This is a genomic window from Micromonospora sp. 050-3 (assembly GCF_046549335.1).
GTDB classification, from domain to species: domain Bacteria; phylum Actinomycetota; class Actinomycetes; order Mycobacteriales; family Micromonosporaceae; genus Micromonospora; species Micromonospora trifolii.
This window is the reverse complement of sequence record NZ_JAJPVX010000001.1, coordinates 363660-376919: the sequence shown is the minus strand read 5'-3', so window position 1 is coordinate 376919 and position 13260 is coordinate 363660. Positions and strand designations below refer to the sequence as shown.

Genomic DNA, 13260 nt, shown 5'->3' with positions numbered 1-13260 from the left:
GGATGGGACTCAGCAGCCGATTACCCAGTGGTTGGGGGCGGTCTGCTTGAGGGCGCTGGTGTAAAAGGTGTTGTACAGGCCCATGCGCTGGTTGGAGCCGTTGGCGTAGGCGTAGCCGCCGGACTGGTACGCCCGACCGGCCGCCACGTGCGCGTAGTTGCTGGCCGTCACGCAGGTCGGCGGCGTGGTCGGGGTGGCCGTCGGGGTCGGCGTGGGGGTGGGGGTGGCCGTCGGGGTCGGGGTCGGGTTGGTCCCGCCGCCGTTCAGACCGAAAAAGAGCGCGTCACGGTACGTCGAGCAGATGGTGTCCAGGAAGTACGCGCCAGCGGTGCCGCACTGCTCGGCCGCCGAGCCCGGGTCGACCGGGGTGCCGTGGCCCATCCCGGAGATCCGGTAGAGCCGCACGTCGTCGTTGCCGTACACCTCGAGGCTGGTGTTGGCGGACAGCGACGAGGTGCTGGTCGGGGTCTGCGACACGCCCCGCACGTTTGTCCACTGGTCGCGGGACTCGGTGCCGTTGAGCGGGGTGACAGTGGTGTCCGAGGTGCCGTGCCAGATGGCCACCCGGGGGCGCGGGCCGGCGTAGCCGGAGTACGCGCCACGGACCAGGTCGCCCCAGGCGGCCGGGGTCTTGTCCGCACCCGGGTTCATGCAGCTGAACGCGTTGACCATGCTGGTGGCGCAGCGGTACGGGATCCCCGCGATGATCGATCCGGCGGCGAAGACGTCCGGGTAGGTGGCCAGCATGACCGCGCTCATCGCCCCGCCGGCGGAGAGCCCGCTGACGTAGACCCGGGAGCCGTTCACCGCGAAGTTCGCCTTGGCGTGGTCGACCATCTGCTTGATCGACAGCGCCTCGCCCTGACCCCGGGTGGTGTCGCCCGCCTCGAAGAAGTTGAAGCAGGAGTTGGCGTTGTTGCCGGAGGGCTGTTGGGCGACGATCAGGGCGAACTTCCACTGGTCGGCGTACTTCTGCCAGCCGGAGTTGGCGAAGTAGCCGGAGGCGTTCTGCGTACACCCGTGCAGCAGGACGACGGCCGGGGAGTTGGCCGGGAGGCCGTCCGGCCGGTAGGCGTACATGGCGAGGTTGCCGGGGTTGGAGCCGAACCCGGTGACCTGGGTGAGGGTGGCGGCCTGGGCTGGTGCGGCGACGGCGACCGCGCCCGCTACGGCGAGGGCGAGCCCTGCGACCGCACCGAGCAGCCGGGTGAGGGTGGACGAGGAGCGGCGCACGGCGGCCTCCTGAAGGGGCGGACTGTGAACTGGGTCACGGTCGAATTGCCGTGACGTTACGACGATGTGTCGCCGCTATGACATGGGGCACACTCACACATTCACGACGGACGCTGTGTACGCCAAACCGTGGACGTGGCGGACCGAATCCGTCCCCAACGGTCCCGTCCTTGCAGGTCTGACCGGCCCGTCCAGGTCCGGTTGGTAACGTCCGCTGCGTGCCGTCCTCCCCGTCGCTGGCCACCGGGCCCGCACCCGCGTCACCGCCGCGCACCGTCCGGGACCGCCGGGCCGACCTGATCGTCGCGCTGGTGGCGCTCGCGCTCGCCGTCTGGGTGACCAGTGGGCTGTGGCGGGACCCGAACGTCCGCACCATCACCGTCAACTCCAGCGACCAGGCGCTGTTCGAATGGCTGCTGGCCTTCGGCGGGCACGCTGTCACCCACGGGGACAACCCGCTCTTCACCTACCTGATCAACGTCCCGGACGGCGTGAATCTCGCGGTCAACACGACGATCACTGTGTACGCGGTGGTCTTCGCCCCGCTCACGTATTTGATCGGGCCGCCGGCGACGTTCCTGGTGATCCTCACCCTGAACCTGCTCGCCACCGCGCTGGTCTGGTACTGGCTGCTCTCTCGACACCTGGTCCGCAGCCGGCTGGCCGCCGGGGTCGGCGCCCTGTTCATCGCCTACTCCCCCGGCATGGTGTCGCACGCCAACGCGCACCTGAACTGGACCGCCGGTTGGCTGGTGCCGCTGCTGATCTGGCGGCTGTTCGCGCTGCGCCGCGCCGGGCACTGGCTTCGCGACGGGGTGATCCTCGGCGTGCTGGTCGCGGTGGCCTTCTCGATCGCCGCCGAGGGGCTCTTCTTCACCGCGCTGGCGCTGGGGGTGTTCGTCGCCATCTGGGCCCTGCACCCGGCAAACCGGGTGGAGGCCCGCGCCGCGCTGCCGAATTTCCTGCGCGGGCTCGGGGTGACCGCAGTGGTCGCCGGGGTGCTGCTGTCGTACCCCCTGTGGTTGCACTTCGCCGGGCCGCAACGGTTCCACGGCACCGGCTTCGACCCGGTGATCCACTCCGAGGACATCGCGGCGTTCGCCGCCTTCCCGCGCCGCTCGCTGGCCGGCGAGGCCGGGTTGGGCACCTCGCTGGCGCCGAACCCGACCGAGGAGAACTCGTTCTTCGGCATCCCGCTACTGGTGCTCACAGTGGTCTGTTTCGTCGTGCTCTGGCGGCGGGCCGACCCGCACCGTCGGGCCACCCTCTGGGCGCTGGGCGCCGTCGCGCTGATCTTCACGGTGCTGTCCTTCGGACCGGTCGCCAAGGTCGACGGCCGACGCACCGATCTGCCCATGCCGTTCGACCTGGTCGGACAACTGCCGGTGGTGAACGCCGCGCTACCGGCCCGGCTGGCGCTGGTGGTCGCGCCGGTGGTCGGGCTGTTGCTGGCGTACGTCGTCGACCAGTTGCGCGCCGCGCCACCCCGGCACCGCTCCACGGAGCTGGCCTGGCTGCTGGGTTTCGCGGTGGCCCTCGTGCCGCTGCTGCCCACCCCGCTGCTGACCGACGAGCGGGAGCCGATCCCGCGCTTCATCACCTCCGGCACGTGGCGGGACTACGTCTCACCCGACGGGGTGCTGACCCCGGTGCCGCTGACTGTGGACATCTACCCGGACGGCCAGCGTTGGCAGGCGTACGCGTTGTCGCACCGGCAGGGCGAGTTCGCCATCCCGGGCGGCTTCTTCCTCGGCCCCGGCGGGCCGGACGGGCGGGGCCGGATCGGCCCGGTGCCGCGCACGTTGAGCGCGTTGATGGACCAGGCCGGACGCACCGGGCTGGTCCCCATCGTCACCGACGGAACGATCCGGGAGGTCCAGTCGGACCTGCGGCACTGGCGCATCGAGACGGTGGTGCTCGCCGACGAGGTGCACGGCGCGAAGTTCGAGGTCGACGAGGGGGCGCTGCTGCGTACCGGCACCGCCCTGTTCGGCGAGCCGCAACGGGTCGACGATGTCTGGCTCTGGCGCGTTCCCCCTGCCGACCGGTAGACCGCGACGCGGCCAGCCGGGGCATCACGACCGGCCGCCATCGCGTCTAATGGGCCGATGAGATTGACCGGCGGGCGATTGCGGCGTGCCGCCGTGGCCGGGCTCGCGCTGGGGCTCGGCGCGCTCGGCGCGCCACCCGCCACGGCCGCCACCAGCACTGTCACCGGCGGCACGGCCGGCGGGAGCACTGTCGCCGACAGCACGGTCGGGGTGGTGCCGACCCGGGTGCGCGATCCGTGGCTGTGGCAGGCCACAGTGGGGCAACGCCCGGCCGGTCCGGCCGCGCTGCTGTTCTTCACCGACCGCACCCGCTACTTCGAGTCGACAGGGGTGCTGGTCGCCCGGGACGGCGCCTACCGGCTCATCCCGATCCGCATCGCCGAGGGGCACGGGCTGCTCTCCCCCGACGGGCGCCACTACCTGCGGCCGCAGTCCGGCGAGTTGCTGGACCTCACCACCGGCCGGCAGCGCCGCGCAGTGAAAGCCGGGCTGCACCCTTACGCCTGGTCACCTGATAGGCGGAGCGTGCTCGGCACCCGCAACAACGACGATCAAGTGATCAGCTACGGGCCGGACAACCAGCAGCTCAACGACCCGGAGAAGCCCGACGACCTGCTCGTCGTCGACCCGTACCAGGGCACCGAGCGGGTGGTCGCGGCCGGCACCTTCGCCGTCCACAACGGGGCGGCCTGGTCACCCGGAGGCGACCTGGTGGCGGTCACCGGCTCGCCGGACCTGCCTGCCCGGCTCGCCGAGCGGCAGCGGCTGGTGGTCGTCGACCCGGCCGGCGGCGATCCTCGTTGGCAGGTCGACCTGGGCGACCGGCGGATGCTGGCCGGCCCCGCCGCCTGGCACCCCGACGGCAGCCGGATCGCGCTGCTGGCCTTCGAGGGTTGCGCCGGCCTGGGCTGCACACCGGAGCAGACGGCGGCACGCACCTGGCGGATCGAGTTCGTGGACTCCACCAACGGTCAGGCCGTCGGTCAGCCGCTGCCGGTCGCCGCCTCGACCAGCGAGATCGTCGGCTGGCGCGGCGGCGACCCGGTGGTGACGGAGGTCAGCGGGACTGAGCAACACACGGATCGGCAGGCCGTTCTCGCCGTGCTGTCACCCTCCGGCGGCCGCGAGGTGCTGGTGACCGGGCCGGTCGGGTCGACCGACCTGATGGTGCCGGGCGACCTGCTGAGCCGGGGCGCGTTCGGCGGGTCGGAGCCTCGGCCGTCACCGTTCGCCGCCCCCCTCTGGGTCTACCTGACGCTGGCCGTGCCGATGCTGCTCGCAATCGCCCTCGTCCTCCGCCGAATCCGCCGCCGCCGCGCTGTGACAGGCCCGGCTCCGGCGTGACAACGAGCCGCCCAGCGGTGCCGAAACCGGCAGGACGAGGTCCTCGTGAGGCGGCTCACCAGGGATGATCGTCGTTAGCGGGACTAGGCTGGATGCCGTGACAACGACGACCCCCGGCCTGACGGCCGTCCGTGCCGGCCTGCTCGACTACCAGGCCGCCTGGGACGAGCAGCGGCGCCTGCACGAGTCGGTGGTGGCTGGCGAGCGCGGCGACACAGTGCTGCTGCTGGAGCACCCGAGCGTCTACACCGCGGGCAAGCGCACCGAACCGTGGGACCGGCCCATGGACGGCACGCCGGTCGTCGACGTGGACCGCGGCGGCAAGATCACCTGGCACGGGCCGGGGCAGCTCGTCGGCTACCCGATCCTGCGCCTGCCCGACCCGGTGGACGTGGTCGCCTACGTGCGCCGGACCGAAGAGCTGCTCATCGACGTGTGCGCCGAGTTCGGGCTGACCGCCGGCCGGGTCGAGGGGCGCAGCGGGGTCTGGGTGCCCGAGGACGACCGGGGGCCGGCCCGCAAGGTGGCGGCCATCGGCATCCGGGTGGCCCGGGGCGTCACCCTGCACGGCTTCTCGATCAACTGCGACTGCGACCTGACGTACTTCGACCGGATCGTGCCGTGCGGCATCCGGGACGCGGGCGTCACCTCGCTCACCGCCGAGCTGGGCCGCCCGATCAGCGTTGCCGACGTGCTGCCGGTGGTCGAGCGCCGGCTCTCCACCCTCGTCATGATCTGAGCGGCGGCCCCCGACGTCGCCGCCGAGGGCCGCCCCCCTCCTAGGGAGTCAGGCGGTGCAGGTCACGCGGGAACGCGGTGACCTCCCGGATGTTGGCCGCTCCGACCAGCCGGGCCACGAACCGTTCCAGGCCGATGGCGAAGCCACCGTGCGGTGGCATGCCGTGCCGGAACGCGTCCAGGTAGCCGACGTACGGCTCGACCGGCTCACCCCGGGCCGCCAACGCCGCCAGGTAGTCGGCGTGCCGGTGCAGCCGCTGCCCGCCGGTGACCAGCTCCAGACCACGGAAGAGCAGGTCAAAACCGTTCGAGTACGCGGGCCGCGCCGGGTCCGGGTGGGTGTAGAAGGGTCGCTTCGCCATCGGGTAGCCGGTGACGAAGAGGAAGTCCGACCCGTGTTCGCGCAGGGCCCACTCGCCCAGCGCCCGTTCGTGGGCGGGCGCGAGGTCCGGCTCGTCGGCGGGCGCGCCGGCGATCGTCAGCGCCTCGGTAAAGTGCACCGCCGGGATCTGCGCCGGCACCTGCGGCGGCGTGACGTCGAGCGTCGCCAGGGCGCTGCCGGCCCGCCCGCTCACCGCGTCCAGCATCCCGGCCACTGTGTCGCGTAGCACGCGCATCACGTCCCGGTGGTCGGTGACGAAGCCCAGCTCCGCGTCGAGCGACGTGTACTGGGCGAGGTGCCGGACGGTGTCGTGCGGTTCAGCCCGGAAGACCGGCCCCACCTCGTAGACACGTTCGAAGACGCCGACCATCAGCTGCTTGTAGAACTGCGGCGACTGGGCCAGGTACGCGGGTCGGCCGAACCAGTCCAGCGCGAACACGTTCGCCCCGCTCTCGGTGCTGGAGCTGACCACCTTCGGCGTGTGGACCTCCACGAAGTCCTGGGCGTCGAGTGCGACCCGGAACCCGGCCACCGCGGCTGCCGAGATCCGCAGCGCAGCCGACCGGGTGGGGTGCCGCAACGCTGTGGGCGCGTTGTCCAGCTGGGTGGGCAGGCTCGCGGTGAGTGCCGGCCGGTACAGGTCGAACGGTGGCGGTGCGGCGGGCGACCCGAGGGGACGTACCGTCGGGTCGGTCAGCTCGACCCCGGCGGGCGCCGTGCCGTTCGCGGTGGCAGTCGCGGTGACCTCGACGACCGACTCCTCGGTGAGTTTCTCCAGCTCGGCCCGGACGGCCGGGTCGGTGACGACCACCTGGGCAAGGCCGGTGGCGTCGCGCACGATCAGGAAGGCCACCGACTTGAGCAGGCGGCGGCGGTGCACCCAGCCGGCGATCCGCACTGTCGTGCCGATCCTGGCGGGCAGGTGCTGGGACAGGGTTCGTTGCATGGCGGGCTGCTCCTCGGTCGATCGCCACGCCGCGCCGCCCTGGGGTGGCGAAAGCGTCGCATCAGCCCCAGGGAGGTGTGGGCGAGCGGGAACCTCGCGGTGCCACCACACCTTCACCCCCGCCGAAACGGGGGCCTCGTTCGTCGCCTGATGACCGGGGCCAGCCGGGCGGGCTCTACTGGGCGCGGATGACCCGCGGCCGTTCTTCCCGCAGCTCGGGAGGGTCTTCGCACCCCGGCGCCAGACCGCCTCTCAGCACCGGCGGCTCTCTGCACTGGCGGGTCGGGGCACTACTCGGCTCCGTCGTCGCTGTTGGCGGAGACCGTAGCACCCGATTCCCGCTCGTGTGACGCACATTTTCGACACCCCGGTGTCCGGCGTCACAACGTTCGGGGCGTGACGCCGGTCGCCTGACGCACATAGACACCCGCCGTCCGGCGTAGGCTCATTTTCGTGACGATCGAGCACTCCGCGCCGACGACCGGCCAGGCAGCGCGCACCGCAACGGCGGCCCCCGAGGGGCGGCGCCTGCTGCGGATCGAGGCGCGCAACGCCGAGACCCCGATCGAGCGCAAACCGCCATGGATCAAGGTCAAGGCCAAGATGGGCCCGGAGTACACCCAGCTGCGCGGGCTCGTCTCGCGCGAAGGGCTGCACACCGTCTGCCAGGAGGCCGGCTGCCCCAACATCTACGAGTGTTGGGAAGACCGGGAGGCCACCTTCCTCATCGGCGGTGACCAGTGCACCCGGCGCTGCGACTTCTGCCAGATCGACACCGGCAAGCCGGCCGAGTTCGACGCCGACGAGCCGCGTCGCGTCGCCGAGTCGGTGGTCTCGATGGGGCTGCGGTACGCCACCATCACCGGTGTCGCCCGTGACGACCTGCCCGACGGCGGCGCCTGGCTGTACGCCGAGACCGTCCGACAGATCCACGCCCTCCAGCCCGGCTGCGGCGTCGAGCTGCTGATCCCGGACTTCAACGCCGTCCCCGAGCAGTTGGCCGAGGTCTTCAGCTCCCGGCCCGAGGTGCTGGCCCACAACGTGGAGACCGTGCCGCGCATCTTCAAGCGCATCCGGCCGGCGTTCCGCTACGACCGCTCACTGGACGTGATCCGCCAGGCCCGCGCCGACGGCCTGGTCACCAAGAGCAACCTCATCCTGGGCATGGGCGAGGAGCGGGCCGAGGTCTCGCAGGCGCTGCGCGACCTGCATGAGGCCGGCTGCGAGCTGATCACCATCACCCAGTACCTGCGGCCCTCCCCCCGGCACCACCCGGTGACCCGCTGGGTCAAGCCGGAGGAGTTCGTGGAGCTGCGCGAGGAGGCCGAGGAGATCGGCTTCGCCGGGGTGATGAGCGGGCCGCTGGTGCGTTCGTCGTACCGGGCCGGTCGCCTCTACAAGCAGGCCATCGACGCCCGCGCCGCCGCCTCGGTCGCCACCGCCAGCTGACTCCGCCGGCAGCGCCGCGCGGCCGTTCGGCGCCCGGGTGTCATGATCCTGTGATGACCGTCGGCGTACGCGAGCAGCCGCGCGGCGCGGACTCGCCCCGCCCGCGACCCGGCGCACGCCCCGGCCTGGTCGGTTGGCTCACCGGGTTGGCAGTGCTCGCCGGGGTGGGTTACCGGCTCTGGCTGCTGCTGCGCGCCGCCCCGCCGACGAACAGCGACGAGGCCACAATGGGGCTGGCCGCGCTGCACATCGCCCGGGGCGAGGACTTTCCGGTCTGGTTCTACGGCCAGCATTACATGGGCACGCTGGAGGCGTACCTGGCCGCGCCGGTGTTCGCCCTCGCCGGTGGGCCGTCGCTGCTCGGGCTGCGGTTGCCCACGCTGGCCCTGTACGCGCTGTTCCTGCTGCTGATCTGGCGGTTGACGCTGCGGCTGACCGGGGACCGGTGGTTCGGGCTGCTGATGGTGGCGCTGCTGGCCCTCGGTTCCGACCGGATCGTCAAGAACCAGCTGATCGCCGGCGGCGGCTACCCCGAGATGAACGCCGCCGGGGCGGCGCTGGCCCTGCTCGCCGTGGATCTGGCCACCGGTCGACCGGGGCGGCGATCGGCCGACGCCGGGCGACCCGACGGGCCGACGGCCGACACCGGGCGACCCGGCTGGCGGCTGGCGCGCTGGGCCGCGTGGGGACTCCTGGCCGGGCTGATGATCTGGGTCGACCCGCTCGTGCTGCCGTACGTCGCGGCGACCGGCGCGGTCCTCGTCGGGTTCTGCCGCCGGGAGCTGTGGGGTGCCGCCGGGGCGCTGCTCGGGGCGGCGGCCGTGCTGGGGGCGGCCCCACTGCTGGTGCACAGCCTGCTGACCGGGCGCAACCCGCTGCACGCCGTGCTCGCGGCCGGCGGTGCGAACGCCACAGCCGGCTGGCCGGACCGGCTGCACGGCGGCCTGGTGCTCGGCCCGCCGCTGGGCATGGGCTTCTGCGCTCCCGGCCAGTGCGCCACCTGGCAACTGTGGTGGGCGCTCGCGCTGCCGTTGCTGCTGGCCATTGCCGCCGCCACCGCCTGGCGGGCCCTGCGCACCCCCGACCTCGACCCCGCTGGCCCTGCCGCTGTCGGCCCCGACGTCGTGTCGCCTCGGGTGGCGGCGGCGGCCCGGCTGGCGCTCGTGCTGGCCGCGGCGGCCACCCTCGGCGCGTACACGGTGAGCAGTTCCGCCGGGCTCACCCCGGTGGAGAGTTCCCGCTACCTGTCCTGCCTGCTCATCTCCCTTCCGGCGTTGCTCTGGCCGGTGTGGGCGGCGGCCCGGCACGGGTTGCGTCCGCCGGAGACGGGCCGGCGCGGCGTCGGGTCGACGCTGGCCCGGTCGGTAGCTGTGGTGTTGCTCGCGGCCACGCTCGGCACCGCCGCCAACGCCACCTGGCGCGCAGCGCAGACCGTCCCGGCGACCCGGGCCGCCGAGGCCCGGCACACCGAGTTGGTGAGCACCCTGCGTCAGCTCGGCGTACGGCACGTGCGGGCCGGCTACTGGACCTGCAACCGGCTCACCTTCGCCAGCGCGGAGCAGGTGGTCTGCGCCGTCGTCGACGACACCCTGCGCCCCGGGTTCGACCGCTACCCCGCGTACCGGCGGGAGGTGGACGGCGCGGCGGCACCGGCCTGGGTTGCGCCGGCCGGCTCACCGCTGGCGGAGGTGCTCGACGAGCGGCAGCGATCCACACCGGGCAGCCTCGACCTGGTCACCATCGAGGGCTGGCGCATCTACCTGCCGCGCTGACCTCGGCGGTACACGTCAGCGCGGCGGCCCCGGTGCTCTCGTCAGCGTGGCGCGGCGGCCTCGGTGAGCAGGCCGAGGCGGTGGGCCAGGGCGGCGGCCTCCACCCGGTTGGTCACACCCAGCTTCGCGATGATCCGGGAGACGTGCACGCTTGCCGTCTTCGGTGAGATGAACAGCCGCTCGGCGATCCGACTGTTGCTGTGCCCCTCGGCGACCAGGCGCAGCACCTCCCGCTCCCGAGCGGTCAGCAGGTCCGCGCCGGCACCGCCCCCGGCACCGCGCAGGCCGACCCGCCGTGCCAGGGTGGCGGCCGCCTCGACCAGAGGGGTCGCGCCCAGCCGCCGGCCGATCTCGGTGGCCTCGGTGACCGCCGCCGCCGTCTCGTCGCGTTCCCCGGCCGCCGCGGTCGACTCGGCCAGCGCCAGCAGCGCCCTACCCAACGGGTAGGGCTGCCCGTCGGCCCGCCACGCGTCGACCGCCGTACGCCACGCCGGCAGCGTCTGGTCGCCGACCGCGAGCAGCGCGGTGACCTGGGCGGCGTGCGCACGGGCCGCCGGGTGCCGCGCCGGCAGGTCGGTGGCGAGCGCCGCCACGGCGGCGGCCAACTCCCGGTCACCCACCCGGGCCGCGGTACGCGCGACGGCGCTGAGCACCGGCCAACCCTCCCGGGGAAGCTGCGGCAGGCTCTCGTCGGCCACCGCGACGCGGGCCGCTCGTACCGCCTCGACCTTGTCGTCCGCGGCCAGCGCCGCCTCGATCGCCAGCTCGTGCAGGGGCAGGCGGTGGTTCGGCCACAGGTACGGCCGGTTGAGGAAGGTGAGCGCCCGGTCCACCAGTTCGTCGGCGCCCGGGTGGGCGCGGGCCAGCCGCAGCCCGGCGCCCAACTGGAGCCAGTGCAGCCCTGTGACACCGGACAGGTCGATCCGGGCGGCCTCCGCGCAGACCGCCTCGGCCTCGTCCCACCGACCCAGCGCGATGAGCGCCTCGGCCCGGTTGGAGAGCAGGTACGCCCCGGTGGAACGGCTGATCCCCACCCGTCGCGCCTCGGCCACGCCGGCCTCGGCGGCCTGCGCCGACTCGGCGTAGCGGCCCAGCTCGCAGAGCACGTCCGACTGGTACACCCGGGCGAGCACCAGGGCTGTGGGGTCCCCGGACGCGCGGACGACGGCCTCGGCCTGGCTCAGCTCGGCCAACCCCCGCTCCAGGTCACGCTCGCCGTGGCAGAGCAGGGCGATCCGCGTGTGCAGCAGCGCCAGGTCCTCGCCGAGTGCCTCGCCGTCCACGGCAGCCTCGGCAGCCACCCGGGCCGCCTGCTTGGGGTCGATCTTGACCATGTGCGCGGCGATGTCGGCGAGCAGCCGAACCCGCGCCACGTCACGGGGGCCGCCGGCGGCCAGCCGGTACGCCTCATCCAGCTCCTGGCGACCGTCACTCTTGCCGAGCAGGGCCATCAACCGACCCCGCTGGTTGAGCAGGCGGGCGGCGCGCAGCGGTGCGGCGTCGGCGTCCACCTCGGCCAGGCCGGCCCGGGTCAGCGTGATGGCCCGGCTGAAGTCGCCGGCCGTGACCGCCGCGGCCAGCGTCTGCTCCAGCAACGCCAGGTGGTCCATGCCGAGCAGGTCGGCGGCGTCCGGCACCAGCTCCCACAGCTCCAGCGCCCGCTCCAGCAGCCGGCGCTGCTCGGCGTACGCGTACCGGTCGGCGGCGGCGCACGCGGCGGCTCGTGCGGCGACGAGGGCCCTCGGGTGGTTGTGCGCGGCGTACCAGTGGTGGGCGATCTCGGCCGGGGCCCGGCCGGCGGCTACCAGGTGCGGCTGGGCCTCGATGGCGGCGGCGAAACGAGCGTGCAGCCGGGCGTGTTCACCAGGCAACAACTCGTCGTGCACGGCCTCGCGGACCAGCGCGTGGCGGAACTCGTAGTCACCGTCCCGGTCGGCCACCACCAACTGGGCGGCGACGGCGGCGCGCAGCGCGTCCTCCAGCTCGGCCTCGGGCAGCCCGGCGACCTCGGCGAGCAGGTCGTGGGCGAAACGGGTGCCGCCGGCGGCGGCGATCCGCAACACCCGCTGGGTCGGCTCGGGGAGCCGGTCCACCCGGGCCAGCAGCAGGTCACGCAGCGTCTCGGGGAGCGCCGCGCAGCCGATCGGGTCACCGGCGACGGCCAACTCCTCGATGAAGAAGGGGTTGCCCTGGGTGCGGTCGTGGACATCGTCGACGGCGCGGGCGAGTGGCTCGGCGCCGAGCAGGTCGGCGAGGATCGCGGCGGTGCCGTCGCGGTCCAGGCGACCCAGCTCGACCCGCTCCACACCCCGGGCCCGGTCCAGCTCGGCGAGGAACGGGCGCAGCGGGTGTCCGCGCTGCAACTCGTCGGTGCGGTAGGTGCAGACCAGCAGCAGCCGACCCGGCCTCGCCGCCCGGACGAGGAACCCGATGAGGTCGCGGGTGGAACGGTCGGCCCAGTGCAGGTCCTCGATGATCAGGACCAGTGGGCGAGCATCGGCCAGCCGCTGGAACAGCTCGGCGACCAGGTCGAACAGGTAGCCGCGCGGGGCGTCGCTGAGCGGGACGGCACGCGGGGTGGCGAGCGTCGCGGAGGCGCGGCCCAGCTCCGGCAGGAGCGGGGCGAACTCCGCCTCGTAGCCGGCGAAGACCTCGGGGCCGTCGGCGCGGAGCACCGCGCGCAACGCGGCGGCGAACGGGGCGAACGGCAGACCCGCCTCGCCCAGTTCCAGGCACTGGCCGACGAGCACCCGCGCCGCGCCGTCGGTGGCCCAGCCGGCAAACTCTTCCAGCAGCCGGGTCTTACCCACGCCCGCCTCGCCGCCGACCAGCACTGTGGTCGGCTCCCCGGCCCGCGCCCGGCCCAGCGCGTCCCGCAGCGCTGCGGTCTCGCTGTGGCGTCCGACGAGGACGGAGCTGGCGGCGCGTACTGTCACGTGTTCGAGCATGCCATGGCGGCCCGCCCCGCCGGCCCCGCCGATCGGCCGGCGGCCGGGCGGCGGGGTCGGATCGGATCGAGCGGCCAGCCCGCCGGGCGCTGTGGGCGGGGCGGCCGAGCTGGACGTGGCGGCCGTGCTGGGCGCGGTCACCGGCGGGCGTCGCCGGTGCGACCGGCCTGCCTGCGCCGGCCCAACCACCCGCGGCTGACCGGGCGGGACAGCGACCGGGCGAGCCGGTCGGCGGCCGCGTCGGCGCGCAGCTCGGCGGCGTGGGTACGGTGCAGGGTGAGCAGGAAATCTGCGTCGTTGCCGAACATGTCGGGCTCCTTCGTGGCGTCGTCGTCTTCTGCTGACGACTCTTCGCGCGAAGGCCCCACCCGGGCATGGGCATGGCGCCTCATCTTCC

The 13260-nt window shown here is 73.5% G+C and carries 9 protein-coding genes; 5 read left to right on the top strand and 4 right to left on the bottom strand.

The features are described from left to right. Positions 1-9: 9 nt before the first annotated feature. Positions 10-1233, bottom strand: a complete 1224-nt coding sequence (locus ACLJOK_RS01815) for a PHB depolymerase family esterase (protein ID WP_410815714.1) — start codon at positions 1231-1233, stop codon at positions 10-12. A 218-nt stretch (positions 1234-1451) separates the two neighbouring features. Here ACLJOK_RS01815 and ACLJOK_RS01810 point away from each other — a divergent pair, with 218 nt between their 5' ends. From ACLJOK_RS01810 to lipB, 3 genes are all read left to right on the top strand, one after another. After that, positions 1452-3284, top strand: a complete 1833-nt coding sequence (locus tag ACLJOK_RS01810) for a DUF2079 domain-containing protein (protein ID WP_410815713.1) — start codon at positions 1452-1454, stop codon at positions 3282-3284. Positions 3285-3341: 57 nt separating this feature from the next. Continuing rightward, the gene (locus ACLJOK_RS01805) at positions 3342-4628 is read left to right on the top strand and encodes a hypothetical protein (protein WP_410815711.1); all 1287 of its coding nucleotides are present in this window, start codon (positions 3342-3344) and stop codon (positions 4626-4628) included. A gap of 97 nt (positions 4629-4725) precedes the next feature. After that, the gene (gene lipB, locus ACLJOK_RS01800; RefSeq protein ID WP_410815710.1) at positions 4726-5367 is read left to right on the top strand and encodes a lipoyl(octanoyl) transferase LipB; all 642 of its coding nucleotides are present in this window, start codon (positions 4726-4728) and stop codon (positions 5365-5367) included. Positions 5368-5407: 40 nt separating this feature from the next. Here the strand turns inward: lipB and aspS are convergent, their stop codons facing one another. After that, positions 5408-6694, bottom strand: a complete 1287-nt coding sequence (gene aspS / locus ACLJOK_RS01795; protein ID WP_410815709.1) for an aspartate--tRNA(Asn) ligase — start codon at positions 6692-6694, stop codon at positions 5408-5410. Between the two features lie 453 nt (positions 6695-7147). Between aspS and lipA the strand changes: the two genes are divergently transcribed. Together lipA and ACLJOK_RS01785 are read left to right on the top strand one after the other, a co-directional pair. After that, complete coding sequence (gene lipA / locus ACLJOK_RS01790; protein WP_091407425.1) at positions 7148-8143, top strand: lipoyl synthase; 996 nt, start codon at positions 7148-7150, stop codon at positions 8141-8143. Between the two features lie 53 nt (positions 8144-8196). After that, positions 8197-9915, top strand: coding sequence for a hypothetical protein (locus ACLJOK_RS01785; RefSeq protein ID WP_410815708.1), 1719 nt, complete (start codon positions 8197-8199; stop codon positions 9913-9915). A gap of 41 nt (positions 9916-9956) precedes the next feature. On the opposite strand, the gene ACLJOK_RS01780 is transcribed toward ACLJOK_RS01785, so the two are convergent. Next, positions 9957-12851 carry a helix-turn-helix transcriptional regulator gene (locus ACLJOK_RS01780; RefSeq protein ID WP_410815707.1) on the bottom strand — a complete coding sequence of 965 codons (2895 nt, stop codon included), beginning with the start codon at positions 12849-12851 and terminating at the stop codon, positions 9957-9959. A 149-nt stretch (positions 12852-13000) separates the two neighbouring features. Next, on the bottom strand, positions 13001-13171 hold the full coding sequence (locus tag ACLJOK_RS01775) for a hypothetical protein (protein ID WP_167362519.1): 171 nt from the start codon (positions 13169-13171) through the stop codon (positions 13001-13003). Positions 13172-13260 lie beyond the last annotated feature (89 nt).

Bases quoted from the DNA above. Each gene is read 5' to 3' on its own strand.
- ACLJOK_RS01805 (WP_410815711.1), top strand. From the start codon at position 3,342: ATGAGATTGACCGGCGGGCGATTGCGGCGTGCCGCCGTGGCCGGGCTC.
- ACLJOK_RS01775 (WP_167362519.1), bottom strand. From the start codon at position 13,171: ATGTTCGGCAACGACGCAGATTTCCTGCTCACCCTGCACCGTACCCAC.
- ACLJOK_RS01785 (WP_410815708.1), top strand. From the start codon at position 8,197: ATGACCGTCGGCGTACGCGAGCAGCCGCGCGGCGCGGACTCGCCCCGC.
- aspS (WP_410815709.1), bottom strand. From the start codon at position 6,694: ATGCAACGAACCCTGTCCCAGCACCTGCCCGCCAGGATCGGCACGACA.